22 protein-coding genes and 2 pseudogenes are annotated in these 25,750 nt (G+C 54.3%); 4 read left to right on the top strand and 20 right to left on the bottom strand.

The genetic code is table 11. From position 1 onward, the window contains the following. Positions 1–16 precede the first annotated feature (16 nt). From LRS56_06145 to LRS56_06100, 10 genes and pseudogenes are all read right to left on the bottom strand, one after another. Positions 17–1,138 carry a phosphotransferase gene (locus LRS56_06145; GenBank protein ID WDU64088.1) on the bottom strand — a complete coding sequence of 374 codons (1,122 nt, stop codon included), beginning with the start codon at positions 1,136–1,138 and terminating at the stop codon, positions 17–19. A gap of 325 nt (positions 1,139–1,463) precedes the next feature. Then, positions 1,464–2,087: a PqiC family protein gene (locus tag LRS56_06140; GenBank protein WDU64087.1), complete on the bottom strand. Its 624-nt coding sequence runs from the start codon at positions 2,085–2,087 to the stop codon at positions 1,464–1,466. Then, positions 2,084–3,754 carry an MlaD family protein gene (locus tag LRS56_06135; GenBank protein WDU64086.1) on the bottom strand — a complete coding sequence of 557 codons (1,671 nt, stop codon included), beginning with the start codon at positions 3,752–3,754 and terminating at the stop codon, positions 2,084–2,086. Before LRS56_06135 ends, LRS56_06140 begins: the two co-directional genes overlap by 4 nt. Further along, positions 3,747–4,361 carry a paraquat-inducible protein A gene (locus LRS56_06130; protein WDU64085.1) on the bottom strand — a complete coding sequence of 205 codons (615 nt, stop codon included), beginning with the start codon at positions 4,359–4,361 and terminating at the stop codon, positions 3,747–3,749. Before LRS56_06130 ends, LRS56_06135 begins: the two co-directional genes overlap by 8 nt. Then, positions 4,358–4,969, bottom strand: coding sequence for a paraquat-inducible protein A (locus LRS56_06125; GenBank protein ID WDU64084.1), 612 nt, complete (start codon positions 4,967–4,969; stop codon positions 4,358–4,360). Before LRS56_06125 ends, LRS56_06130 begins: the two co-directional genes overlap by 4 nt. Then, positions 4,966–8,027: pseudogene (locus LRS56_06120) on the bottom strand (efflux RND transporter permease subunit). Before LRS56_06120 ends, LRS56_06125 begins: the two are co-directional and overlap by 4 nt. Positions 8,028–8,030: 3 nt before the next feature. After that, positions 8,031–9,161 (bottom strand): efflux RND transporter periplasmic adaptor subunit, encoded by a 1,131-nt coding sequence (locus tag LRS56_06115; protein ID WDU64083.1) that lies wholly within the window; start codon positions 9,159–9,161, stop codon positions 8,031–8,033. Between the two features lie 17 nt (positions 9,162–9,178). Then, the gene (locus LRS56_06110) at positions 9,179–10,018 is read right to left on the bottom strand and encodes a MipA/OmpV family protein (protein ID WDU64082.1); all 840 of its coding nucleotides are present in this window, start codon (positions 10,016–10,018) and stop codon (positions 9,179–9,181) included. Next, entirely contained in the window at positions 10,015–11,010 is a 996-nt protein-coding gene (locus LRS56_06105; GenBank protein ID WDU64081.1) for a TolC family protein, read from the bottom strand. The genes LRS56_06110 and LRS56_06105 overlap by 4 nt, the downstream gene beginning before the upstream one ends. Further along, positions 10,988–11,500, bottom strand: coding sequence for a hypothetical protein (locus tag LRS56_06100; GenBank protein WDU64080.1), 513 nt, complete (start codon positions 11,498–11,500; stop codon positions 10,988–10,990). The genes LRS56_06105 and LRS56_06100 overlap by 23 nt, the downstream gene beginning before the upstream one ends. A gap of 97 nt (positions 11,501–11,597) precedes the next feature. Between LRS56_06100 and LRS56_06095 the strand changes: the two genes are divergently transcribed. Together LRS56_06095 and LRS56_06090 are read left to right on the top strand one after the other, a co-directional pair. Continuing rightward, complete coding sequence (locus LRS56_06095) at positions 11,598–12,287, top strand: response regulator transcription factor (GenBank protein ID WDU64079.1); 690 nt, start codon at positions 11,598–11,600, stop codon at positions 12,285–12,287. Next, positions 12,284–13,467 (top strand): annotated as a pseudogene (locus LRS56_06090) (ATP-binding protein). Before LRS56_06095 ends, LRS56_06090 begins: the two are co-directional and overlap by 4 nt. A gap of 315 nt (positions 13,468–13,782) precedes the next feature. Here the strand turns inward: LRS56_06090 and LRS56_06085 are convergent. Continuing rightward, positions 13,783–15,405, bottom strand: coding sequence for a methyl-accepting chemotaxis protein (locus LRS56_06085; GenBank protein ID WDU65699.1), 1,623 nt, complete (start codon positions 15,403–15,405; stop codon positions 13,783–13,785). A 265-nt stretch (positions 15,406–15,670) separates the two neighbouring features. Here LRS56_06085 and LRS56_06080 point away from each other — a divergent pair, with 265 nt between their 5' ends. Together LRS56_06080 and LRS56_06075 are read left to right on the top strand one after the other, a co-directional pair. Beyond that, positions 15,671–16,675: an AraC family transcriptional regulator ligand-binding domain-containing protein gene (locus tag LRS56_06080; GenBank protein WDU64078.1), complete on the top strand. Its 1,005-nt coding sequence runs from the start codon at positions 15,671–15,673 to the stop codon at positions 16,673–16,675. Positions 16,676–16,861: 186 nt separating this feature from the next. Continuing rightward, on the top strand, positions 16,862–17,068 hold the full coding sequence (locus LRS56_06075; protein WDU64077.1) for a hypothetical protein: 207 nt from the start codon (positions 16,862–16,864) through the stop codon (positions 17,066–17,068). A 679-nt stretch (positions 17,069–17,747) separates the two neighbouring features. Here the strand turns inward: LRS56_06075 and LRS56_06070 are convergent. From LRS56_06070 to LRS56_06030, 9 genes are all read right to left on the bottom strand, one after another. Further along, entirely contained in the window at positions 17,748–19,370 is a 1,623-nt protein-coding gene (locus LRS56_06070) for an acyl-CoA synthetase (protein WDU64076.1), read from the bottom strand. A 194-nt stretch (positions 19,371–19,564) separates the two neighbouring features. Beyond that, entirely contained in the window at positions 19,565–21,043 is a 1,479-nt protein-coding gene (locus tag LRS56_06065; GenBank protein WDU64075.1) for an aldehyde dehydrogenase family protein, read from the bottom strand. Further along, positions 21,036–21,467 carry a hypothetical protein gene (locus LRS56_06060; protein WDU64074.1) on the bottom strand — a complete coding sequence of 144 codons (432 nt, stop codon included), beginning with the start codon at positions 21,465–21,467 and terminating at the stop codon, positions 21,036–21,038. The genes LRS56_06065 and LRS56_06060 overlap by 8 nt, the downstream gene beginning before the upstream one ends. A 25-nt stretch (positions 21,468–21,492) precedes the next feature. Beyond that, positions 21,493–23,001 (bottom strand): aldehyde dehydrogenase family protein, encoded by a 1,509-nt coding sequence (locus LRS56_06055; GenBank protein ID WDU64073.1) that lies wholly within the window; start codon positions 22,999–23,001, stop codon positions 21,493–21,495. Positions 23,002–23,011: 10 nt separating this feature from the next. After that, the gene (locus LRS56_06050; protein ID WDU64072.1) at positions 23,012–23,242 is read right to left on the bottom strand and encodes a hypothetical protein; all 231 of its coding nucleotides are present in this window, start codon (positions 23,240–23,242) and stop codon (positions 23,012–23,014) included. A 13-nt stretch (positions 23,243–23,255) separates the two neighbouring features. Continuing rightward, positions 23,256–23,510 carry a hypothetical protein gene (locus LRS56_06045; GenBank protein WDU64071.1) on the bottom strand — a complete coding sequence of 85 codons (255 nt, stop codon included), beginning with the start codon at positions 23,508–23,510 and terminating at the stop codon, positions 23,256–23,258. Positions 23,511–23,515: 5 nt separating this feature from the next. Further along, positions 23,516–23,860, bottom strand: coding sequence for a cupin domain-containing protein (locus LRS56_06040; protein ID WDU64070.1), 345 nt, complete (start codon positions 23,858–23,860; stop codon positions 23,516–23,518). Positions 23,861–23,886: 26 nt separating this feature from the next. Beyond that, the gene (locus tag LRS56_06035) at positions 23,887–24,255 is read right to left on the bottom strand and encodes a cupin domain-containing protein (protein WDU64069.1); all 369 of its coding nucleotides are present in this window, start codon (positions 24,253–24,255) and stop codon (positions 23,887–23,889) included. Next, positions 24,248–25,579, bottom strand: coding sequence for a glycosyltransferase (locus tag LRS56_06030; protein WDU64068.1), 1,332 nt, complete (start codon positions 25,577–25,579; stop codon positions 24,248–24,250). The genes LRS56_06035 and LRS56_06030 overlap by 8 nt, the downstream gene beginning before the upstream one ends. Between the last annotated feature and the right edge of the window lie 171 nt (positions 25,580–25,750).

Raw genomic sequence — 25,750 nt, 5'->3', positions numbered from 1 at the left:
TTGCAGATTCAGTCTGCTAAAAATGTGGACTCAGCACGCCAGAGTCAAGCACTAGTGGCGCGAAGTCTTCGCAGGCACTAGCGGGGAATGACTCTCGGACCGCGGTGAAAATGGCCGCACCCATCAATTCAAAGGATACAGAAGTGGCAACACGGAACACTTCCAGTTCAATCTCAAGGTTATCGCAACTGTGCAGAATATCCGGGTCTACGCTAATCTGCTGCTTGCTGCCGAGCACGAGGAGTAACGCCGTACGGGCAATGACCAATGGCCAGAGCGCTAGAAGTTCTGCGTGGCTCAGTGGATTGACTGCATGGAACGCCTTGATCGTGGCCAGGATGTAAAGAGGATCGCCTTTGGCATATTGCAGCAAAGAGGCGCAAGTCACTGAAAGGTCAGTTATGCGCCAGCCATGTACAAGGCTTCCAAAATCGATGACTCCCTGCACCTGCCAATTAAAGTGCGCATTGCGCCGCCAGAGCACATTGTCTTCGGTAATATCCGAATGAATCGCCTGCATAGGTAGTGTTTCGATCAAAGCCTGCAAGCGCTGGTCGGCCTTTTGCGCCGCGTCGGCTATCCTCGCTCGCAGGCTTGCGTCGGCAACGATGGGTAGCAATTCGCTGATTACCGCACTTGCGTGTCGCGGGCCCGACCACAAGGTTCGCTCGAGGCCCTGGTGCTGAAAAGTCGCCAGAGCCAGGCTCATTTGCCCACAGAATCGACCAAGTTCAGCCGCCGCTTCGCTGTCGATATGCTGGAGGTCAGCGAGCGAACAGCCTTCTATAAACTCCAGCACACGTACATGAATAAACTGCCCGGCGATGTTCAAGCTCAACAGCTCCCCTCCACTCGCGGCCGGTATCACTCGCGGAGTATGCAAGTTCGGGTGCCTGACCAGATGTTTGAGGGCTTCGTTCTGGGCTTGCAGCTCCAATACGGCGCAGTCGCCCCGGCAAATTTTCAGGACATAACGCTGCTTTCCTGTATCGAGACGATAACTGAGATCCTGCTGACTGCCCAGAGAATGCAAGGTACCACTGAGATCGTAGTAAACCTCCAGCACCTCCAGGGCGCACTGCATGGAGATTCGAGGATTAGGCAAATTGGCTCGGTGAATCAAGATAGCTAACGACATGCAACAACTCCTAAGCATTCTGAATGTTAACGTCCAGACCAATACATAATCCTAATCCGCACGCTTTATGCGTTTGAAATTAACATCCGGAGTGGCAGTTATAATGGTGCAGCTGCCTATCCACAGGTATTCATCAGCGCATTAAAATGCCCCTACTCAAACGTAAGAAAATTCAGTTGCCCTGCTTCAGATCATAACGATCACCTGACGCCCAGACCAATCATCGGCAGCCAAAACAGTATCTTTGAAAGTCCAATTCAAGGATCTGAGCATCACCGGCGTTCGTCTCTCAAAGACGGTTAAATTGCACCACGGAAAATGGCATTTAGCTGCAAAATTTCCGATCCGAATCATTGAGCGTAGTGCTTGCCGCCCAATGGCCAGCCGCCGTTGCAATAACTTCAGCCAACCGATCAAGCACCTTCTGGTGAGCCAATACCAGACTGTTCAATTCCGAATTGGCGGGCTGGCTCAGCCTACTGTTGCATGTCATTGTGCGAGCAGGCTGCCTGCCGTCCCCAAGCAGGCGCAGCGACCACTCGGCATCCACCAAAGCATACTGCCCGGGTAATGAATCAAAACGCTTAACCACAATCTGCACCGAAAGAATCGGACGCTGTTTGTCCTTGGGCAGTCCGGCCAGATTGCTTGTACCTAACCGGCGCTCCAGGCGATCAGTGATCGCGGCTTTGAACTCATCTGACAATGGTGCGCTCCACCGATCACTTTCGAGAACCATCAGTCCCGTCTGGTTTTTTCTCACCACCAATTGAGGCATATCGACCTGGATGGGGACCCGGACGTTAAGCATCTCGAACTGAAAATCAGCAAGTGGGGACGGCGTTTCGCCGCTCAACGAGGTAATGCTTTGCAGGGTGTAATAACGCATATCTGGAGAGCTGCAGGCCGCCAGTGCGAGCGTGACGAGCAGCACCAATGTACGCTTCATGGTTGTGCCTCCACTGAAGCGTTAGCCGGGACTTTATAGGCATCTGGCTCGCCTTGCTTGATGCGGCCACGGATTAATGCTTCGGGGTTGCGGCTGATGAAATCTGTCAGGATCCGCACCGAGCGCGCGGCCTTCTGGATTTCGTCCATGGTCTGACTGATCTGCTGCCGAGCGGGCGAATCTTCCGCGAAGGTCGAAGTGGCGACATCCATTGTTTTTTGAGACTGCGCCAGCGCCCCGTTTATTTGAGGTAGAACATCGGCGTTGACCTGCTTTAGTACTTTTTGCATTTCGCTGAGATTGCCATTGAGGTTGCTGGCAATTTCGGCCATCGGAAGCTTGCTGATCTTTTCAACGATCGCCTGTACCTGTTCTTGCACCTTCTCAAAACTTCCAGGTACCGTGGGGATCATCAGTGGCTTTGCCCTGACTTCGAAGAGAACCGGAGTGGCATTGGGAATAAAATCCAACGAAATATAGAGTTGCCCAGTGAGCAGGTTGGCGGTGCGCGCCTGGGCGCGCAATCCCTGTTTGACAAACACACCAATCAATTGCGCGGTCCGCGCCTCGTCCGCAGTCCCCAACTCCTTCACGATTTTCTCATTGGCCATACCTAGGCGATTCGGATACATCACCGCCCCCACTATGCTGGAGAAGGATTTCGTATTGGCGTCATAATCCAAATCGACGGATACCACACGACCTATGTTCACGCCCATGAATTCAACAGCTGAATTGATCTCCAACCCCCGCAAAGACTGCTTGAAGATCATGCGCAGATAACCCGGTTCTCCATCAGGTGGCGCAAGTGCTGCTTCTTGATCATTGAACAGGTTGAAGCGGGTATGCTCAGCCGCTCTGTTTGCATCTGGGCTATAGGTTGGCTCAATGAATGCCACCCCCCCAGCCAATACGGTAGAAAGAGACTCGGTTTTAATCTTAAGTCCGTCAGCGCCCACAGTCAGACCAATCCCACTCGCATTCCAAAACCGCGTATCAGTGGTAACAAACTTGTCGTTGGGCGCATGAACAAAGATGTCCGCGTCCACTCCCTTGCCATCGTCTGATAGACGATAAGCCACCACTTGCCCAACCTGAATACGCCGGTAGTAGATGGGCGAACCAATATCGAGCGAGCCTAGATCCTCTGCGTGCAAGGTAAAACGCGTACCTTGCTCCCCATAAGTAACGGGTGGTGGAGCTTCCTGACCCACGAAGCGTTTTTTTGTACGTTCGGATTTACCAACATCGGCACCAATAAAGGCCCCCGAGAGTAGCGTGTCGACTCCGGAAATACCGTTGGCGCCAATGCGCGGGCGTACCACCCAAAACATCGAGTCCTCCGCGCTGAATGAGCGAGCATCGGCATTGAGTTGCACCGTGGCCGTTACACGGGTGCGGTCCTTGCTCAGAGCAATAGCCGTTACCTGGCCGATGACCACGTTTCTGTATTTGACTTGGGTTTTATTGGCCTCCAGCCCCTCTGCGGTCTGGAAGCTGATGAATATCTTAGGCCCCGCGGAAAGCGTGCTGTGGATCACCATCGAGAGCCCGACCAGCGCGGCGATAATAGGCACAAGCCACACCAGCGATACGCTGAACCGCCGAGTATTGAAGACGGGAACACCGACGGCGGGCGAATGATTGGAGTTGGGGTGATCAGACATCTTTAACCTCTGCATCCCAGATAAGCCGGGGATCAAAACTCATGGTGGCCAACATCGTCAGCACAACCACCAAACCAAAAAAAACGATCCCCAGTAACGGATCGATAGAGCTCAGTGAGCGGAACTGCACTAAGGCTGCAACCAGAGCGACCACCAGCACATCGAGCATTGACCAGTAGCCAACAAGCTCGATGAAGCGATACAGACGGCTGCGTTCGCGCATCGCCCATTGGCTTTTGCGCTGGCAGGTCACGAGCAGGACACCCAAGACCAGGAATTTGATGCAAGGCACGACGACACTGGCAAAGAAGATCAACGCCGCAATGTCCCACGAACCGCTCTTCCAAAACTCGACGACCCCACTCAAGATGGTGCTTTCGCTGGCCTTGCCGAGCATTTTGGTGCGCATGACTGGCAGAACATTTGCCGGGATGTAGAGAATCAATGAAGCCAGAAGCAGTGCCCAGGTGCGCGAAATACTGTCGACTTTTCTGCCATGAACGACAGATTCGCAGCGCGGACAGCGTTGTTCATCCAGCGAGCAAATGTGCCTGCAGATGTGGCACAACTTCATCTTCAGCTCTCGGGCGTAGACCGGCAGGTTCATTTGAACTGGCCCTCCAGGTCGTCCCAAAGGCGGCGTATGTCCTTTCCCGAAATCAGAATCAGCAGCACGTTTAGCACGCCCAGCGCCCATAAGCCGAGTCCTGGATGTACATTGAGGATCCCCGCCAGTTTGATGATTGCCACCAGAATGCCCAGCAGGCAGACCTCCAACATGCTCCATGGCCGCAATTGCTCAAGCGTACGCATGCAGGTCTTGAAACCTGGGGCCACGAGTCCTGCGTTGGCGAAAGCCAACAGCCAGCAAAGCAAGACGATCTGTAGCATGGGCACCAGGATGATGGTCAAGCCGGCGACCACGGCGATCGGCGTAATCCGACCTTGAGCAAGCGCCTCCACCGATTGCCACAGCGTGGCTGAATTACTCAGCCCCTGCATGCTGATGCTGATAACCGGAAACAGGTTGGCGAAGAAGAACAATATTGCTGTGCTGATCGACAAAGCGAACAGGCTTTGCACACTCATCGTTCTCCCACGCGCCAAGACCGCGCCGCAACGGGTGCATACGGCTTTCTGAGCCTTGATCAAAGGCACCGATTCAAAACAGGAGTCACAATGCTCACAGACGATCCAGCGATGATTGGTTTTCATGGGGCAGATTGAACCGAGGAATGGCGAAAGCTCTCGGGCTGCTTCTTGAATAGCAACCAGTAAAGAACAGGAATCAGCCCCAAAGTCACTAATGTTCCCAGTGCCAATCCCCCCATAATGGTGATCGCCATACCTTTCCAGAGCGGCCCGGCAAACAACATCAGTGGTACCAATCCGATGATGCATGTCAGCTTGGTCATGATGATAGGTCGTAGGCGTTTGACTGCGGCACTGACCACCGCCTCACGCAGCAGCATGCCTTCAGCCAACTCAGCCTCAATACGCTCAAGCAACAGCACCGCGTTGTTGACGATGATTCCCGCCAGCGAGAGCAGGCCAAAAGTGGCCATGAAGCCAAAGGGAGAACCGCTCAACAACAGCGCCACCGCCACCCCAATCAGCACAAATGGCACGCTGGAAACAACAATCAATAGCTTGCGAAAAGAGTTGAACTGCCAGACAAATAGCAGAAGCATCGCTATCAGGGCATGGGGCAGATACTGCAGCAGTGCCTGATTGGCTTCCGCCGAGTCCTCTATCTCTCCACCCAGTTCGATTCGGTAGCCGCTGGGCAGATTCAAGGCCGCTATTTGCGGTGCCAGATGCTCAATGATGGAACTGGCCGTCAGTGACGGGTTGTGCCCAACCACAGTGATGGCCCGCGCCATATCGCGTCGCTGGATCGTCGAGGCCTCAGCTTCGGACTGCAACGTCGCAAGGGCAGACAACGGTATTGCCTGGCCACCATTTGATGGGTAGACGAGCGTGTTGATTAGATCGCTGGCAGGTGTCAACGTCGTCGAGGGCTCCCGGACGATAATCGGAATGCTGGTCTCACCGTCCTGCATCGATGACACCTGTAGCCCGCCGTTTCGCATCTGCAACGCCTGGGCAATATCCTTACTACTGACACCTGCCCTACGGGCCTTGTACTGATCGACCACAACGCTGTAACGAACGAGTCGGATCTGCCAGTCATTGCGCACATCTAGGGTGCCAGGTAGCGCCTGCAAGTAACCTTCGATATTTTCTGCGACCTCCCGCAGTACGGCTTCATCAGGTCCTAAAACCCGATAAATCGCAACGCCCGCCTCCGTGGTCGCCATGGAAAACCGCATGGGCTGTGCCTGAACCTCAGGATGCTTGGAAAGCAAATAGTTTCGGGTCCTCTTGATGACCCGATCAATATCCACGCCTTCGCGCACGCTAACGGTAAAGTAGGCGGTATTCGGCGCAGAGATTGGAGGGTTCAACCCCAGTACGATGCGCGGCCCGCCGTCACCGACATAACCGATGCTGTCGACAATATCCTGATCCATGCTCAGCCACAGACTGATGTCGCGTACGGTTTGCAACGTGGCACGCGAGCTGATGCCGGGCTCCAGCGTAATAGGAATCTGGAACTGCTTTCGATCGGATTTCGGCAAGAAGTCATAAGGCACGTGAGTGAGAACAACGACCGCTCCCATCAGCAATCCACACATGCTGCAAAGGAAGAGATACGGGTGCTTCAAAAGGCCGTTGATGAGGCGACGATAGCCACTGTAGAACCTCGAATCATAGCGACTGGTATCAGTGGCATGAACGGTGGCTTTGGCAAAGTAAAAACACAACAGTGGCGTCACCGTCACACTCAGCAGCCAGGAGCCCAGCAGCGCAATCGCCACAACAGTGGCCAGAGAACGCAGGTACTCATTGGTGCTGGTTTGACCTAGAAAAAAAGGCGAAAACGCCAGTACGATGACCAATGAGGATGTCAACAACGGAATCATCAACGTGCGCCCAGCATCCTCACAGGCTTTACGACGATCCTCGCCGGCATGCAATCGACGCTCGATGTCCTCTGCGATAACGATGCCGTTATCCACCAGCAACCCCAGCGCGAGGATAATTGCGGCGGTCGAAACCATCTGCAGTTCGACCCCTACGGCGCGCATCACAATGAGTGTCCCCAGAATAGTCAGGGGCACGATGGCTCCAACGACAAGACCGGTGCGCCAGCCCAGGAACAGCATCACGACCCCCATGACGATGACTACAGTTTCCATCATCACGTGTTGCATTTTTTCCATTTGGGAATGGACGACATCGGGTTGAAACGTCACCACATGCAAAGCAAAGCCCAGTGGCAGTTTTTGCTCGATCTTGGCAAGACGTACACGTAAAGACTTTCCGAACGCTTCGATATTGCGATCAGATTGCATGGAAACCGCCAATACAACCGCGTCCTGCCCCCGGTACACTGCCGCCGTATCCGGAGGATCCTTGGGGGCCACAGACACACTGGCCAACGTTTCAAGCAGCAGGGTTTCGCCACTCGGCAGCTGGATCGGCAGGCGGCGCAATCCCTCTTCTCCAAGTACTTCACCGGTAACGGTCAGCGTCGTGCTCCGCTCACCGACAAGCGGATTTCCGCCTGGTGCGATTACATTTTGGTCCTGAAGCTGTTGGAAAAATTGTTGTACCGACAGGCCCGTAGCGGCGAGCCGATGGCGGTTGAAATCCAGGTAAAACTGATCGTCCTGCAAACCGTAGATGCCGATCCGTTCCACACCGGCCAACGCATAAAGTTCATTGCGCAGGCCCTTTATGACACCGCGCAACTCGCTCATGCTGTAGCCAGACGCAGTGACTGCGATGGACGCCACCGCCACTTGGCCGAATTCATCATCGAGATTCGGACCCTGAGTGCCAGGGGGAAACTTGCGCTCAACTCGCCAAGCTTGGCCCGTACACGCTGCCACAAGATGCCCAGATTCTTCACGTCATCATGAGCGGTGACCTGGATAATCACACTCCCGGGACGCACGGTGGTGATCAATCGCTTGATCTCTGGTAGTTCACGAAGCTTTTCTTCGGTGGGCCTTGCCAACAATTCTTCGGCACGTTCAGTCGGCAGCCCCATATAAGTGACGCTGACCACCGCATCACGAATCGTGACAGACGGCTCCTCCTGAGAGGGGAAATTCAGAAAGGTATAGATACCCGCGACGATGATCAAAAGGCAGGTAGACAGAGTGAGACGACTGGCGCTCATGGCGCTGCGGGTAAGACTCATGATTCAGTTCCGTGCCAAACGGGAAGTGGGTTGGAACATGCTCACTGTCTGGCCATCAGAGAGAAATGCGACTCCTGCGGTGACCACCTGCTCACCGCCGACCAAGCCATTGGCGATCACAGCGCGCCCATGATCAATGCCTGAAAGCGAGACATCACGAATCGCTATACGACCATCATCCGGGTGATAAACAAATACTTTAGCGTGGGAACTGTCAGCCCCCATCCTTAACGCTTCTATCGGCACAAATAGCCGACGAGGCGCCCGTGAATTGGTTTTCAGCAACACCGTCGTACCACTGGACAGCGCCGCTGAAGAATCGCGCAGGCGAAAAATACAGGTCTGGACCAAGCCGTTATCAGCTTTCGGTGATATGCCCTCCAGGACCAGATCGAATGGTGTAGAAGACGTCCCTGTGTCGTAAGCAACGGCGCTGTCGCCAGGTTTAAGTTGTGCAGCTTGATCGATGGGAACAGCAGCCACGACCTGCTGATCACCGAGTGACTCGACTTCAAGGACAACCTGATCAGAGGTCAATTGAGCAAACTGTTCACTGTGTCGTGCGAGCACACGGCCGGGAAACGGCGCAACCATCTGGCCACGCTCTACTTCACGGCGAGCGAGTGCCAGATCCGAATCCGCCCGGTGTCGCTCGGCAAGAGCTTGCTGATAAGCCACCGAAGCGGCCTCCACCACGCTTTGAGAGACGCTGCCGGCAGCAAATAAATGCTGCTGGCGACGCAGGTTACTGCTGCGTTCGGCCACCTGAGCGAGGCCGAATGTGGAAGCCGCTTGCGCTTGCTGAAGGCGAAGACGCGCAGGTTGAAGATCCAAGGTCGCAAGCACCTGGCCAGACTTGAACGAATCACCTACATCAACATCCAGCTGCGCCAGCTGCCCCCCCGATTCAAAAGCGAGAGCGGCCCGATGCCGCTGGCGGACAATGCCAGTGGCACGCAGGTTGTCGACATTGTCCTCCTTGACCACCTCGACTTTGACCGCACGATTGAACTGCGGGGCAGCGGCTTGCTCTCGGGAGCAGCCACTCAACACCATTGCGAACAGGCCAAGGCACCAACAACTTGATTGGAGCATCCGACTCAGACTGCTAGACGCATCAAAACAGCATTGCATGGCTAGCTCCCGCGCCATCAAAAGGTGTAGTTCAGAGCGAATAAACCGGTGCCCTCGGCATCCGCTTTTACCAACGGGCTTCCCCGGGTCTGATCGGTGTAGTGAGTGACGCCCAAGCTGGCCAATGTAGACCAATGAGCATCGAACATGTGCTGCCAGTTAAGCGCCGCTGAATAGGCGTAAATTCCACTATCCGCTTTGAAAGAAGAGAACCCTGAGAGTTGGCTTTGCAGCTGGGTGACACCAAAATAGGTCTGGTTGTATTGACTGTTACCGGCATGCGCATCCAGATCGACGGTAATCGAATCGCTATCACTGTGATAGGCAATGCCTTCGACACCCAGGCGGAAACGATTGCCACGTCGTTCACCGGCTACCCGCAACTCTGCCTCAGCATTGACGGACAGCCATGGCAAAATCTGTTGGGCAACATTGAGGTCGGCAACGGTTGCACCGTCGACGGTTCCCATTCCTTTCAAGTCAGTGGAGCCGGCCTGGCTATCGCTGTCTTTATCCTTACGACCGAAATCGTAATTGAGGGCAGCACTCGCGCTGAAACCCGAAGCTGTTTGGAATTGCAAGCCCAGGCCGTGAACCGTGTCCGCGAAGAAAATGCCTCGCTGGATACTCACGACCGGCAGCACCTGGTTACGGTACAGATCCGAACCCATGTAGCGCGGAAGAACAGCAGCACCCAAGCCCAGAGTTAAGGACGTCTTGTCACCAAAAATACTTTGATCGGTCGATGTGGAAGGCACGTCCGCGAGGCTGATACTACTAGCCAACAGGGTCGCAGAGGACAGCAGGACTTGTGCGAGTCTGAGGGAAAACTCGCGAGGGATAGTTACACCATTCATAGGGATACTCCGTTTTCAGGTAGGCGTTGGGAAGGCGTGGCGTCTGCACCGCAGAGCGCGCGATATAGGTTCAGGCGATTCATCAAAAGGTCGTGACGCAACTGGCGCCACACAATGTCTGCTTGGTTAACGCTGACCGTGGAGGCCAGGACCGTCGTGCGGTCCACACCGCCATCGGCATAGGCAATCAATGTTCTGCGGGCCTTGTCCTCGGCCAGGCTGCGCAGTTCGACTTCACCGCGCATCTGCTCCAGAACCAGTCGCCGCTGGTTCAGAACATCAGCCATCTCACGGAAAGCAACCTGGATGGTCTTCTCGTACTGGGACACGGCTATCTGCTTGCGCACCTTGGCGAGGTTCAGGTTGGCACGACTACGCCCACCATCGAAGAGCGGTACGTTCAACTGCGGGCTGAACAACCAGGTGCCATTGCCTTCGCTAAATAGCGGGCGCAGGCTGTCGCTCTGCACGCCAACACCGGTGCTCAATTTGATCGAAGGAAAAAACGCTGCCCGAGCCGCCCCAATGTTTGCGTTGGAGGCCTTCAGGTACTCCTCGCTCTGACGAACGTCGAAACGCTCCAGCAAACGCTCCGACGGCATATCGGTAAGTCCCGCGGCGCTGTCATAGGAGGCGTATGCGATCTCTGGACCGAACGTGGGAAGCGCCGCAGCGTATCCGGTCAGTAACAGCAGCGCCTGAGATGCTGTGGAATCATTGGCTATCGCGACGGACAATTGTTGATGAGCCCGTTCGGTTGCAACGCGTTGCACCTCCACATCATCAATAGACACTGCTCCCTGGCGCTGCTGGTCTTCGATCAGATGCAACATGTCTTGCTGGGCATCGTTGATACGCTGCGCATCAGCCTTCAACGCGGTGGCCAATCGTTGTGAAAGATAAGTGCGTGCAACCTCAGTCACCAATGCGCTTCTGGCGGCCTGCTGCCCATAAGTCGTGGCGAGATAGTCATGCCGAGCAGCCTCGGACAAGCTGCGTAATCGGCCGAAAAAAGTCCGGATCAAAATCTGAAACGCCCAGCGTGGCTAGCGTAATGTCCTGGCCATAACGCTCTTCGGAAGCCGCGTTATTGAAATGTTGCCGGTCACGCTCAACCCCCAAGCCAAGCGTCGGTAATCGATCAGCCCGAGCCACGCCATAGCCAGCCCTGGCCTCCTTTACTCTCAAACAAATCAAACGAAAATCGCGGTTATGACTCAGCGCCAGACTTACCAAACCATGCAGTTCGCCATTGGGTGACAGATCCTTGATCAACCTGCGCTCGTCCTGCAGCAACTCAGGAATTCCCTCGCCCATTTTCAAATTCAAGGCGTCTGAGCTCTGACTCGCTGGAACGGGTAACCCCGGTCGTTTATAAATCGGCGCAAAGGAGCAGCCTGCGATAAACAGCGTCAGACACATCAATGCCCATAGGCGTCGGTACGAATAAAATTGCTTGGACAGTGGTACGAGAGTCGACATAGGATCTTCGTGACATCGTGGTCTGGACGAGATCTTATGTTGCTAGTTTCAATAAACCGTCCACGAAATATCAAGATTTGATCAAGAGGTCGCGGCTGTGTCAGGAAAACGTATTTTAATCGTCGAAGACGACACCGACAGCGCCAGCATTTTAGAGGCGTACTTGATTCGAGATGGCTTTGAAGTCGCATTGGCCGAAGATGGGCTAGTTGCAGTGGAGCTGCACAAGCAGTGGAGACCCGACTTGATCCTGCTAGATGTCATGTTGCCCAAGAAAAGCGGTACTGAAGTACTCGCAACAGTAAGACGCTGCAGCGACACTGCGGTGATAATGGTCACGGCGATGGGCGACGAACCAGAAAAGCTTGGAGCTCTGCGCTACGGGGCGGATGACTATGTCGTCAAACCTTATAATCCTAAAGAAGTAGTAGCGCGGGTTCACGCGGTGCTGCGCCGAATAAACTATATTCGAACAGATGAAAAAAACCTGCGCTACAAACATCTGCTAGTTGATCTCAATGCCTATACTGCCAGTATTGAACATCAGGGGCGTGAAACGGTATTAGTAGATCTTACACCTACCGAATTCAAGCTTTTAACAACTCTACTTTCCACTCCAGCCAAGGCATTCACACGTGAAGAGCTACTTGAAGTTTGCATGCCGGAAAGTGAAGCACTTTCCAGGGTTATCGATACCCATGTACACAACTTACGCCGCAAACTTGAAACTCATGAAATCGAAGGCGTCTTAGTTACTGTCCGATCGATCGGGTATCGATTCAAATGAGCACAATAAAGTTCCAACTCAAACGAAAAAAGAAACCTCTTTGGCACTGGGTGGGCATACGTATGAGCATGCTCGCCATTAGCGCCTTGATCATAATCGCGTTCAGTATGTGGCTTCATTTCGCGCTAGGCGAGTCAACGATGCTCGCAAGTATCCCCGATGAGACCAGAGTCGAATTCAAGCATCTACAAGCCGATCCGCACCTTAACGAAGCCAGACTATGGGAGCTTTTTAAGCAATATTACCCCGTCGAGAGTCTCCTACCGGGTATCGCCAACAACGATTGGTTGCTGCTTGCAGCGCTTGTGGCAGGGGCGATGCCGATAATACTACTCTGTGGCTTCCTTCTTTCACGGCCATTATCAAGTCAGTTCTCATCTATCGCCGAAGTTGCACGCTTAGTAGCCCAGGGGATTTCAAAACACGACTGCCATCGAATCCCAATGCATCCGATGAAATACAATGTTTGATTGGCGACTTCAATAGCATGACAACACAGTTAGAACGATATGAGCAGGAGGTTCGTGAATCCAGTGCCATGATCGCCCATGAACTGCGCACCCCCTTAAACGCTGCCATGGGCCGAGTACAAGGAATCATTGATGGCGTCTTTCCCGGCGATCTCAATCAGTTACAGATGGTCAAGCGCCAACTCGATCAGTTGAACAAACTCGTCAATGACCTGCACCTGCTTTCACTTGCACGTGCGGGGCAGCTGATTTTGGAAAAAAGCGAGTTCAGTGTACGCAATCTGGTTTCTGAACGCCTGAATTGGTTCAGTGCACAATTCATCACGGCAGACATCAAGCCCGACGTGCAAATCCCCTCTGACCTTCGACTTAAAGCGGACAGGGATCGAACAGGTCAGATCGTGAATATCATGATCGACAACTTTTTCCGCTATGCCGCACAAGGCGGCTCACTCGAAATCGCCGCGAAATCTAACGGTGACAAGTTGACGCTCTCTTTCGCAGATCGCGGCCCGGGCATTGATACAGCGGATGTTGACAAAGTGTTTGAGCGCTTCTGGCGTGCTGAGCGCTCACGCGCCCGGCCTTCAGGAGGCAGCGGCCTAGGACTGTCGATTGCACATGCTATCTCTAGTGCCCATGGAGGCAGCATTTACCTAACCAATCGCACTGGGGGAGGATTATTGATTCAAGTTGAAATTCCGACATGAAGTCATCATAAATGGGTCAACACATTTGACGCCAATGCATTAACGCACCTACTGGGGGCAATGCGAGAACGCTAACGCCCCATCAATCGCCCACATCATTTTTAGACGTACCAAAAAAACTTAGCATGCAGCCCTGATACACACTGATTTGTATAGATGATCAAAACTGCTTTAGCCGAGTACTCATTTTCACTGGGTAAACGACCTCTACCGCGGTGAGGCCGCATGAAGGGAACACCAAGGCAATTTAGCAAAAGCTGTCAGTGGGCCTATATGAGCCCCCGAAACCAAGACAGTTGAACACCTGACGGATTATCAGAGTTCGAACTTTTGCAGCGTCATCCTCAGTTCACTTGCAAGCTTCGCCAGAGCGGCGCTTGCACTCAGTGTCTGATCCGAACGAACTGACGACTGCATTGAGAGGTCACGGATACGCACCAGGTTATGATCGACTTCGCGAGCTACCTGAGCCTGCTCCTCGGAAGCACTGGCAATCACCGTATTACGCTCGTCGATTCCCGCTACGGCCGAAGTAATCAAGGCCAACACGTGACTGGTCGACTCGGCTTGCTCGCGGGTACGATCAGCCTGCTCGGTGCTAGAGGTCAAGGCAAATAAGGTATCGCGAGTGCCTTGCTGAATCTTCTCGATCATTGTCTCGATCTCTCGCGTCGACTCACTGGTGCGATGCGCTAGGGCCCTAACCTCATCAGCTACCACGGCAAAACCACGGCCGGCCTCTCCTGCCCTGGCGGCCTCAATGGCGGCGTTAAGTGCCAGCAGGTTGGTTTGTTCAGATACCGAACGAATCACCTCCAGCACGCGACTGATATCCTGAGTACGCGACGATAGCAGCATTGCCCGCTCTGAAGCACTGCCGATAAATTGCGCCAACTCGGCAACTGAACGAACCGTCCGGTTGAGTTCCTCTCGGCCCTGGCGCGCTGCGTGAGTAGAAGAGCGTGACTCTTCAGCGGTTGCCACAGCATTTCGCGCGACTTCCTCCACGGCCTGACTCATCTCGGTCACAGCAGTCGCCGCCATCTCGATTTCACTGTTTTGTGTATTAAGATCGGCATGGCTGTCGCGCATCAAGGCGTCCATTTCCTCGGCTGCGGAGCCGAGTTGCTCAGAGGCCGCCCCCACATGGGAAAGTGTGGTCTGCAAATTCGATCTCATTCGCTCCATTGACTGTAGTAATAGCGCGGCCTCATCGCCGCCGCGAACATCCACCGCTATTCGACGCAGATCACCGGAAGCAATTATTTCTGAGGTGCTAAGTGCTTGTCTGATGGGACCAGCCAAGCTGATCGTCAGGCGCCAAGCCAAAATCACAGTGGAGAGTACCGCAAAAACTAATACCAACCAGATGACGACTTTTGCATTGTCGTAAGCATGACTTGCACGAACACTCGCGCTGGCTTTTTCATTGTCGTTGAATGTTTCCAGCGTTTTAAGGTGCCTGGAAATTTCCTGGGCGACCGTTGTCATTTCTACCATTAAAATTTCTCGGGCAGCCTCTCGTTGATTGGCCTTCAGCAAGTCAAATACACGCTGCGCGTCGGCACTGTATTGACGATAGAGCGAGGCAATCGCGTCGATCAACTCAGCTTCACCGGCGGAACCGATCAGCGGTTTGTACGCAGAAATCGCGGCATCAAACATCTGTAGTTTCGACTGAAAGTTCACGTAAGCGCCAGGCAGTTGTTGTTCATAGCTGGACAGCAGCTTGATGGAGTCGACTCGAGTATTGGCGAACGCCAAAGCAATGTCGTCTCCCAAGGCGATGCCCGGCAGCGAGCTGTTTTCGATAATCAAGCCCTCGCTTCGGATCGCAGACATTTGGTGAATGCTAAACAAGCCAAGGCCGGCAACAACTATGACGATCAACGCGAAACACACAATCACACGTTTGGCAATGTTAAACCTTCTTAAAATCATCATTCAAATTCCCTGCCTACCATTAATAAAAAATAAATACGTAATCGTTTGCCAGCTTGTGTAGATCAGAGTACCTAGCAGACATGCTCCAGCTGTCCGTACCCTGAATTGTGACTGCGTACCACGCGCGGATGAATACATTCGCCAGAGAAAAATGCATTAGCCATCGACACATGATCCATTAAATGCGTTAAATTCAAGCCTCAGAAAGACCATCACAATAAAAATAAGGGGACCTCACTCACTTACACACAGGCTGAACATGCCAAGCATCTTTTCGCCCTTCGCTCACGCGTGCATTGAAGCCGTAACGGCCACCGAAAAAGGCACGCTCAGTTCTCGCATTCCCGCTCGCCCCGCAAAGGAGCCTGGCGCACGCAACGACATCCCGCTCACTCATCTCAACCAGTTGCTTACCCTGGCACAACAGCGTCAAAACAATGAAGACATCGGTTTGTTGGCCTATCAAAAGGCTCATCCCGGCAATCTGGGCGTGCTGGGTTATGCCATCATGTCCAGCGCGACAGTCCTCGATGCGCTCAAGCATATGGTTGAGCATCACTCTACGATCGGGCTCGGGTTCTGCATGTTTCTCGATGAACAGCCGTGCACAGTCACCATTTCCGGCGGTGCTGCCAACCCACAAATTTTCACACTTCCCAGAGTGTTCATCGACGCCGTGACGTCCATGACTCTGGGGCTGCTTCACTGGCTTGTTCCGAAAGAGCGCATCGTGCCGTTATGTGCCGGGTTCACGTACCCCAGACCGGAAAATGTCCGGCAGTTAGAAGAGCTGTTCGGTCACCGGATAGCGTTCTCCGCCGCGACCAACTCACTGACCTTCAGCCGCAGTGATTGTGAACTTTCAATATCCACATTCGATCCATCTCTGCAGTCGATCCACACCAGTCATCTAAAAATGCAGCAGCGTGCGCTGGAAATCGATGACACAAGCGCGCAAACAAAGCGAGTGATCCTCAAGCACCTGCATGAGGGAAAATCGTTGACGATGGAAGGTGTACTCAAGAGCATGAGTCTCACGCAACGGCAACTTACACGCGCACTGAAAACACAAGGCGTGTCGTTTCAAAACTTAGTGGATGAAATTAAGCGCACGCACAGCAGCGATTTACTAACCCATACTACACTCTCATTCAAACAGATCGCCTACAGCGTCGGCTTCAAAAATCAAAGCGCCTTCAACAAGGCATGCGAACGATGGTTTGGAATGTCTCCAGGCAACCATCGGGCAGCCTACGGGCCCTGAGTTCACGACTGATCCTAGATCACGCATTCAAAACAAGCGACTAAGTCTAATCATGGTAAGTCAAGCACGCGCGTTCATCTACACGCCATTCCTTATCCTCAGACGACATCTGTTTATCCCAACTCAACTTACACTCCAAACTCGTTACGAATAGAGGGAGAATCCAAAAAACGGAGCACAGAACTGATGACGACCGAAAAATTGAATGACGACTTGAAAGGTTTACTGAAGAGTTTGAAAGGACAAGAACACTCCCTGAGCGTGCAGGATCGCGCCGTTGTGCTCGCAGCGCTGAGTGAACTCCTGATGGCCACACGCAACTTGAATCAGCAACTCGGCGCCTTGGACGCGCAGTTGAATCCACCGAAGCGCGCTCTGTACCTGGTTAAGTAATCGTTACTGGCGCCCTAGCGAACGTTACGCTGCAGGTTGTTCATCCATCAGCACATAGATCTGTGAATGGCCAAACTAAATAGCGCGTCGTTTCTCACGACTCTCGACGTTGCAGACCACCTGCGGATTATCCTGGTGAATAAGTTTTCGTTTGGATGGGATTTGAATGTTCGAGGGGTGAAAGCAAACTTAACAATCCTAACCGTCCGGCCAAGTCACCTACCGAACTCTAGCATTAAGGGCGATGGTGTCCGCGTATTTTTAAGCGAACGCGATCACCCTTATCGCTAGGATTTCCATGCGCCAACTACCACGAAGCGTTGGCGACTGTCATAGATCCTCTTCACTGCGAAGCTCTCGGCTCTTATCATCGCAACTTTTCGACCAGTCAGTGAGACGTTCGGCCATCGCTGATGAGCGTTCTGCTAATCCCCGCTCTATGACGAATTCACCAAGTGAAATCGCGTCTTGTGCGGAGCGGGATAGACATCGCATTAGGACACGCCTATCACTCATTTTCGCTGACGAAGCGATGCTAAACAAAGCTCCTTTTTTCATCCCCGCCAAGCCAACTGGTGTGAATCTCGAAAGCTTCAAACAGCTTTAATTTACGACGAAACTTGCCCACGCTCCGCTTTGATAGACAGTGAAAGGGAAGCCAACCAGGAAGACCTACAGCCTATAGAGCCTTCGCCCAATCTCGTAGTAGGTATTTCTGGACCTTTCCCGTCGACGTCTTTGGCAGCTCAGTGAACACAACAGTTTTGGGTAGTTTGAAACCCGCGAGATGCTTGCGACAGAAGAAGATAATGTCAGCCTCTTCGATCTCCTGATAACCAACTTTTAGAGTAATAAAAGCACATGGTGTTTCCCCCCATTTTTCGTCAGGACGAGCGACAACCGCAGCCTCCAACACCCCTGGATGACGGTATAGGACGCTCTCAAGCTCAATCGTGGAAATGTTTTCGCCACCAGAGATAATGACGTCTTTCAATCGATCCTTGATTTCCACATACCCATCAGAGTGACAAACGGCTAAGTCACCGGTATGGAACCAGCCCCCCTTAAAGGCCTCACGTGTCGCTGCAGGATTTTTTAGATAGCCCTTCATCACCGTATTCCCGCGCATGAATACTTCCCCCATGCTGATGCCGTCGCAAGGCACGGGTTCCAACGTCTGCGGATCAGCAACCATCAGTCCTTCGAGCGTAGGATAACGCACCCCTTGACGAGATTTAATCTTTGCACGCTCCTCAAGTGACAGCCCATCCCATTGAGCATGCCAGGCACAAACTGTTACCGGACCGTAAACTTCGGTAAGCCCGTATACGTGCGTGATCTTGATCCCCATCTCCTCAATGGCTCCGATGACTTTAGCCGGTGGAGATGCGCCCGCCACCATCGCATTGACCGAATGATTGATGGTGGCGCCCTGCGACTCAGGTAAGTTTGCCAGGGCATTAAATACTATAGGCGCGCCACACAGATGGCTAACCTTGTGCTCGTGGATAAGGGTTAGGACGGTTTGCGGATCTACACGCCGCAAGAACACATGAGTGCCAGCCAGCGCAGTAACTGTCCATGGATAACACCAGCCATTGCAATGAAACATCGGCAGCGTCCAAAGATAGATAGGATGATTACCCATCGCCCACGTCATCTGATTACCCAAGGAATTGAGATAGGCTCCGCGGTGATGATAGATAACGCCTTTAGGGTTACCGGTAGTGCCAGAGGTGTAGTTAAGGGAAATGGCTTGCCATTCATCTCTGGGCCATTGCCAGGCGAACTGCGGATCGCCTCCGGCCAGGAGTAATTCATAATCCAGATCGCTGACAGCGCTGCCTTCGCCATATTCCGGATCGTCTACATCAATCACCAATGGCGGGTTAGACGATAAACTTAGAGCCTTGCGAATAACCCCATGAAATTCACGGTCAGTGATCAAAACCTTCGCCTCTCCATGTTCGAGCATAAAAGCGATCGCTTGCTCGTCCAGGCGCACATTCAAAGCGTTAAGGACAGCGCCGATCATTGGCACACCGAAGTGGACCTCGAGCATCGCCGGTATGTTGGGCAACATCACCGCCACCGTATCTCCTTTGCCAACCCCCAAGGCGCTAAGAGCACTGGCTAGACGGCGGCAGCGTTCATAGGTTTGTCGCCAGTCACGGCGAATAGAACCATGGATCACAGCAAGATAGTCGCCGTAGACGGAGGCAGTACGCTCAATGAAGCTCAACGGAGAGAGAGCCATATGATTGACCGGCAAGGGCGTCAGGCCCAGTTCAAAAATAGACATAAGGTCTTCCTGTGAGGGAGATCACCAGCGGTACACCAACGCTGGAAAAGTCCAATGGCTGATTGTTAGCTCTAATCAGGTTCCAATCACGGCGCCGACGACAGCGGCGCTGCTACAACACGACGTTCAAGAGTATTAGCAAGCGTAACAGCTACGCCGAATGCTGAGTCGTTAGGAATCGCTACTAATGCATTTTACTTGGAATACCAGCCCCAGGATCCGCCACTGTATTGGGTGATTTGCTTGCTTTCGAGATAGTTGTTATAGCCCCACTCTCCCAGCTCGCGCCCTATACCACTCTGCTTGTAGCCGCCCCACGGCACCTGCACGAAAGTCGGTTGCGAGCAATTAATCCAGACGATACCGGCGCGAAAGCGTCGGGCAACACGTTCGCAACGTGGGATATCCCGCGACATAACCGCCGCCGCCAACCCGAAAGGTGAGTCATTGGCCAAGCGTACTGCTTCGGCTTCAGTATCGAAGGCGCGCAGGCATACCACTGGGCCGAAGATTTCCTCACGCCACACCGAACAGTGCTCCGGAACGTCGGCGAAAATCGCCGGGGTCAGGTAATACCCTTTATACAAATGGCCCGGGCGAGTGCCGCCCGAAACCAGACGTGCGCCCTCGCGCTGACCGACCGCAATCGCTTCCAGGACTTTATCCAGTTGACTCTTGCTGACCAGTGGCCCAAGTTTTACGCCGTCGGCAAAGCCTTCGCCGATCTGGATTTGCTCGGTGGCCGCGATCAGTCGCTCCAGTAGCGCCGGGTACAGCTCGCGCTCCACCAACACCCGCGAAGTCGCTGAACATACCTGGCCCTGATTCCAGAAAATCCCGAACAGAATCCACTCTACCGCCGCATCTAGATCACTGTCGGCAAAAATCACGAACGGCGATTTACCGCCCAGTTCAAGGCTGATGTTTTTGATCCCTGCCGCGGCGGCTTGCATGATCTTGCGCCCCGTCGGGACGCTGCCAGTGAAGGCGATCTTGTCCACGTCTGGATGTTCCGCCAACGGTGCGCCGGCCTCGTGCCCCAATCCGGTGACGACATTCAATACTCCAGCCGGTAAGCCTGCCTTATCAGCAATGCTCGCCAGTTCGAGGGCTGTCAACGGCGTCATTTCAGAAGGTTTTAGTACCACAGTACAGCCCGCCGCCAGCGCCGGAGCGACTTTCCACGACGCCATCAGCATCGGGAAATTCCACGGAATAATTGCCGCAACCACGCCCACCGGCTCCTTGATCACCGAGGAGTCGAAGCGCTCATCCAGCACGTTGACCACCTGCTTGCTGTACTGGTCAGATCCTTCGGCAAGCTCCGCATAGAAGTCGAAGCAACCGGCCGTGTCAGCGATGTCCCACAGGGCTTCCGGGAGCGGCTTGCCATTGTCGCGGACTTCAATGGCCGCCAACATTTCCTGTCGCGCCCGAATACCATCGGCCATTCGCCGTAGCACTTGCGCTCGTTGCGCCCCTGTCCAGTGCGGCCAGTCGCCTTCGTCGAAGGCCTTACGCGCGGCGGCGACGGCCAGGTCGATATCTTCTGAGGTGGCGGCGGCGACCTTCGCCAGAACCGATTCATCGCTCGGATCAATTGTCTCGAACACACCGCGCTGTATCGGCGCTACCCATTTGCCGCCGATGTACAGCCGTTGATAATCACCCATGGCAAACTCCTTGATTATGCGACTGCTTCAGACAAACGTTTTGCAGGCGGCTGAACGCGCGTGCACTCAGGCCGCTACCCCCACTCACCACCGGCCCATAGACCCCACGAGGTTCAATACATACGTCAATTGCCAATGTATCAGCACCAAAAAACCGCGTATCTGCCGCTAAAAGGCCGGCCCCCAAACGCATAAGCGCGCGGCATCGGCGCTGTTGAAAACGTTGCCCGGCCGCGAGTAGTGGCTCGCAATCATTAACTACGAGCACTTCATTCTCATTTACCTCCACCGCCGCCAGTACTTGACCGAGCAAAGGCAGATTACTCACGAAGAGCATAACTTTCGGCAGTTGCGAACGCATGCGAGTGCGCTGCCCGGTAGAAAGAACCACTGTCGGGGTTGACCAGAAAATGTTGTCGATCATTGCCGTCCTCCCGAGTATCACTAGATCAAGCTTGGTCGCGATAAAAAACGTCTTCGGTGTACGGAAACCACCAGTCCTGAATCTTCGGCTGGTGATCGATGATGACCATTTTCGAGCGACGGAACGCTTCAAGACCCTGACGCCCAAGTTCACGTCCCAGGCCGGACATCTTCCAACCACTAAACGGCAGAGCGTCGTTGTCGATCAGTGGGTTGTTGACCCATACCATCCCTGCCTCGAGGCGATCGGCTGCCTCCATGGCTTCTGAGAGGTCGGTGGTGAATAGTGACGCCCCAAGACCGAACGGTGAGTCATTGGCCAGGCGCACGGCTTCGTCAAAATCGCTGACACGGCAAATCGCCGCGACGGGGCCAAAACATTCTTCCTGGAGAATCGCCATGTCGTGGGTCACATTCGTGAGAATGGTTGGCTCGTAGAACCAGCCCACTGTGTGCTGTGGCGGAATTTGCCCGCCGCACACCAGGACTGCCCCCTTGGCCAATGCGTCGTCGACCAGGCGCATGACCTTGTTGCGAGCGGCTTCACTAACCATCGGGCCGATTTCCGTATGCTCCAGACCATGGCCAATGCGCAAGGCACGCGTAAGTTCGGCGAACTTCGCCACGAACTCATCGTGGATCTCGTCAACCACGTAGAAGCGTTCTGCCGAGGTGCAGACCTGCCCACTCAGGTGAAACGCAGCGGTCACCGCCCCTGCCGCTGCAACGTCCAGCGGTGCATGCCTGGAGATGATCAACGGGTCGCTGCCACCAGCCTCGATGACACACGATTTCATCTGTTCGGCACACGCCACCGCCACTGCCTTACCTGCCGCAACGCTGCCGGTAAACGCCACCACATGCGTACCGCCGGACCTCACCAACAACTGTGCCGTCACCGAATCACCCGGCACGCACGCCACCAAGCCTGGCAACAGCGAAGTGAAATGCTCCATGAATTTAAGGGTACAAAGGGTTGTGACTTCGGCGGGTTTGACGATGCAGGCATTGCCCGCCGCCAGCGATGCGGCGACCGTCCAGCACATCAACAGGATCGGAAAGTTGAAAGGCATGATGTGCACGCTGACGCCATACGGCTCATAACGCACATGCTGGAAGGAGCCGACCTGCGTGGCGCCAGCAACCTTGCCCGCATCATCCCGCGCCATTTCCGCATAGTAACGAAAGATCGACGCGCAATTCGCCAGTTCACCTATGGCTTCGGGAAACGGCTTGCCCATTTCCAGTGTCATCAAACGCGCAACTTCGCGATTGCAGTCGACGTTTTGTTCGATGGCATTCGCCAATTGATGCAATCGCGCAGCACGGCTTTTGGCATCGACCATACGCCATTGCTTTTGGGTGGAGGTAGCGGCATCGATGGCAGCTTGCACGTCGTCCTTGTCGCAAAGGCCGACCTGGCCGACACGTTGCAGTGTCGCTGGATCAAGCACCTCGCGCACACGGGCATTGCTCAATGAAAGATAGCAGGGGTTGATGAAACGCAGTGCTGTATCAGTGTTGAAGGTAGCCATGGAGTGATCCTTAAACCAATCGATAAGGGGTTTCGTACAAAGACGCCAGCGTTGCCGGCGGTAACTCATCGCAGCAGCCCGCAGTCGGCAACACCTTCGCGAGCTTGCAGCAACGGTTGTCTACATCAAATTCGCGCAGCACCAACGTATCGACGGCCAACTGATAAAGCGCCAACCAGGGATGCCCAGCCGCGAACAATCGGGTGTAGGTGTAGTGACCAAAGTCTTCGATCAACGCCAAATCCGCTTCTTCGTTAACCTGCACCAGCTCCGGCGCAAAAAAGGCCAAGCCGGGGCAAGTGACGTGCGACCTGCATAAACGGACGAATCGGTTCGCTGTGAGGTGGCGAATCCATTAACAGCAGCCCTTCTCCGCTCAAGCGAAAATAGCGACGCATGGAGGCATCAGTCGGCAGCGCAACCAGTTGCGCCTGGGCGAAGACGACGCGCGTCAGAAAAACTGCGCGTTGGCCTTCTCGGGGTGATGGTGAGGCACGTGTTTCAGTCATGGCAATCACCGGATCATGTAGACCTTTCTCACCGTCTCGTGGACAGTGCATACGCCTTTCCAGTCCTTGCGAAAAAAGGCAGCTGTGTCGGGTTTGATCTCGATCACTTCGCCGGACTCATGTACATACGTGCAGCGTCCTTCGAGGAAATGGCAGAACTCATCGCTGGTGACATGGCAGACCCATTTACCCGGCGTGCAGATCCACACACCACACTCGGACTTGCCATCAGGGCCTTTGTGCAGCAGCACGCCAGAGACATGGGACTGGCCTTCAAGCATGGTCGGAATCACGCCCCAGTCTTTAACGTCAGTGATACTCAGCGGGTCGTACAGAAACGGAGTATTCATTGTTGCACTCCAGGAAAATTAAAGGCTCAAGCCAGCATGTAAACGTTGCGCAGGGTTTGCCGGACGTGGCATTCGCCTGTCCAACCGGACCGGAACAGCACCAGGGTGTTGGGGCGAACTTCGATGACGTCACCATCGTCGTTGCGGTAGGTGGCTTCGCCTTCGATGAAGTGGCACAGCTCATCACGGGGAATTGACAACCGCCAGCGCCCAGGGGTGCAAACCCAAAGCCCGGCTTCAGGGATGTTATTGGGCCCTTTGAACAGCAAACGCCCGCTGGAGTGCGAGACGCCAATGAGGGCGTCGCTTTGCACGCCCCAGTCCACCAAGTCGGAGCGGCTGCTGACTGCTTCGAGGTACGGCGTAATACCTGCCGTGGTTCTGTAATCAGGCATGGTTCAGTATCCTGTTGAGAATGTCAGCAGCATCTTCCGGCCCTTTGCGCGACTGCATTTGAGCGCTGGTGTGTTGCAAGCGTTGGCTCATCACCGGGTCGGTGAGGCACGCGGCGAGCTTTTCTGCGAGCATCGCTTCGCTCCAGTCGTATCGATCGAGTTTGAAACCGTGACCGCTTTCTTCAGCGCGCATGGCGTTATCGTGACCGTCCCAGACGTACGACATGACAATCGCCGGTTTGCCGAAGAACAGACATTCAGTGAAGCTGTTGTTGCCGCCGTGGTGGATCACCGCATCGACCTGGGCAATCACCGATGGCTGGGGGAACCAGTTGGAGATCAGCACGTTGTCCGGTAAGTCCGGGTATTCATCAAGGTGCTCGCCTACATTGAACAGCGCGCGGTAAGGCAGCTTGCCGACCGTCGCGATCAGTCGTTTGAGCACATCGACATCACCGGAGCCGAGGCTGCCAAAACTGACGTAGAGCAATGGTTTGTCGTTATTGGCGCGGAAAGCCGGAATCTCGTACGTCATATCGCGCCGCACACACCCTTGCAGGTAGTGGAAGCGCTCGGCTGGCAGCTGATGACGGCGCTCGAACTTGACCGCGTCCGGGTAGAGCAACAGGTTCATGTAGGGCGATGTCTCGAAGAACGTACCCAGCGGATACGGCTGCTCGCCATGGGCTTGCAGGAACTGATTAAAGTCTTCGTGAATCGGCCCTAGAACGTCTTCGAAGCGCTGGCGAAACTCCGCGTGACCGGCCTTATCGTCGATGCTCATGCCCGACAGGTGCGGCGGGATATCCGGGTCTTGAATTACATTCTCCGAGCAGGAAATGATCCGGACCCAGGGCCTGCCGTATTGCTTGATCGCCGGAAATAGGATCACGTTGTCGACGCAAATCAGGTCCGGCTTCACTTTATCCAACACTGTCGGCAAATCCTTCTGTGCCCACTTCGCGGTGTCGACGATGGCAGCCCAGCATTCCTTGACGTAGTTGTCAATTTGGTCGAGCGGGGACTTGCGAAAATTAGGAATATGACCGTTGACGAAATCGACCCAGTAGCGCGCCATTTCTACAGCCGGCATCGGTGCCGACATGTTGACCATGTGCTCTTCAAACCCATACCCGGCGTACAACCCACTCATGCCCGGGTCGGTAAGGAACACCGCCTTGTGGCCGAGGGCCTCGCAGGCCTGGGCGATACCGACGGAGTTTAAGGCCGGACCAAAAGCGGCTTCCGGAAAGAAGGCGATCACTTTCTGTTTCATCGAGAGGTACTCCTGGCTGGTCTTTTTGAGGTCCGCGCGTGAGTCCATTATCAGGCTGCCTGGCAAGCGACGATGACGCACGCTCCTGATCTACGTCAGCTTCGGCTGCCTCGGTCCCGCAGATACCGATATGATGACGCACCTGAGCGGCACGATCGAAACCCTGCCCTACCGCTTTTTGATCAACGTCGGCGCTTTCCGGAACATGTACGACACGGT

It is taken from the genome of Pseudomonas poae (assembly GCA_028869255.1).
GTDB lineage: Bacteria > Pseudomonadota > Gammaproteobacteria > Pseudomonadales > Pseudomonadaceae > Aquipseudomonas > Aquipseudomonas poae_C.
Note: the sequence above shows the minus strand (reverse complement) of the source record. Positions and strands in the feature narration are given on the sequence as shown.

Bases quoted from the DNA above. Each gene is read 5' to 3' on its own strand.
- LRS56_06110 (WDU64082.1), bottom strand. From the start codon at position 10,018: ATGAATGGTGTAACTATCCCTCGCGAGTTTTCCCTCAGACTCGCACAA.
- LRS56_06140 (WDU64087.1), bottom strand. From the start codon at position 2,087: ATGAAGCGTACATTGGTGCTGCTCGTCACGCTCGCACTGGCGGCCTGC.
- LRS56_06130 (WDU64085.1), bottom strand. From the start codon at position 4,361: ATGAACCTGCCGGTCTACGCCCGAGAGCTGAAGATGAAGTTGTGCCAC.
- LRS56_06115 (WDU64083.1), bottom strand. From the start codon at position 9,161: ATGCAATGCTGTTTTGATGCGTCTAGCAGTCTGAGTCGGATGCTCCAA.
- LRS56_06100 (WDU64080.1), bottom strand. From the start codon at position 11,500: ATGTCGACTCTCGTACCACTGTCCAAGCAATTTTATTCGTACCGACGC.
- LRS56_06135 (WDU64086.1), bottom strand. From the start codon at position 3,754: ATGTCTGATCACCCCAACTCCAATCATTCGCCCGCCGTCGGTGTTCCC.
- LRS56_06055 (WDU64073.1), bottom strand. From the start codon at position 23,001: ATGGCTACCTTCAACACTGATACAGCACTGCGTTTCATCAACCCCTGC.
- LRS56_06040 (WDU64070.1), bottom strand. From the start codon at position 23,860: ATGAATACTCCGTTTCTGTACGACCCGCTGAGTATCACTGACGTTAAA.
- LRS56_06070 (WDU64076.1), bottom strand. From the start codon at position 19,370: ATGTCTATTTTTGAACTGGGCCTGACGCCCTTGCCGGTCAATCATATG.
- LRS56_06030 (WDU64068.1), bottom strand. From the start codon at position 25,579: ATGGACTCACGCGCGGACCTCAAAAAGACCAGCCAGGAGTACCTCTCG.
- LRS56_06065 (WDU64075.1), bottom strand. From the start codon at position 21,043: ATGGGTGATTATCAACGGCTGTACATCGGCGGCAAATGGGTAGCGCCG.
- LRS56_06075 (WDU64077.1), top strand. From the start codon at position 16,862: ATGACGACCGAAAAATTGAATGACGACTTGAAAGGTTTACTGAAGAGT.
- LRS56_06125 (WDU64084.1), bottom strand. From the start codon at position 4,969: ATGAAAACCAATCATCGCTGGATCGTCTGTGAGCATTGTGACTCCTGT.
- LRS56_06045 (WDU64071.1), bottom strand. From the start codon at position 23,510: ATGACTGAAACACGTGCCTCACCATCACCCCGAGAAGGCCAACGCGCA.
- LRS56_06080 (WDU64078.1), top strand. From the start codon at position 15,671: ATGCCAAGCATCTTTTCGCCCTTCGCTCACGCGTGCATTGAAGCCGTA.
- LRS56_06060 (WDU64074.1), bottom strand. From the start codon at position 21,467: ATGATCGACAACATTTTCTGGTCAACCCCGACAGTGGTTCTTTCTACC.
- LRS56_06035 (WDU64069.1), bottom strand. From the start codon at position 24,255: ATGCCTGATTACAGAACCACGGCAGGTATTACGCCGTACCTCGAAGCA.
- LRS56_06145 (WDU64088.1), bottom strand. From the start codon at position 1,138: ATGTCGTTAGCTATCTTGATTCACCGAGCCAATTTGCCTAATCCTCGA.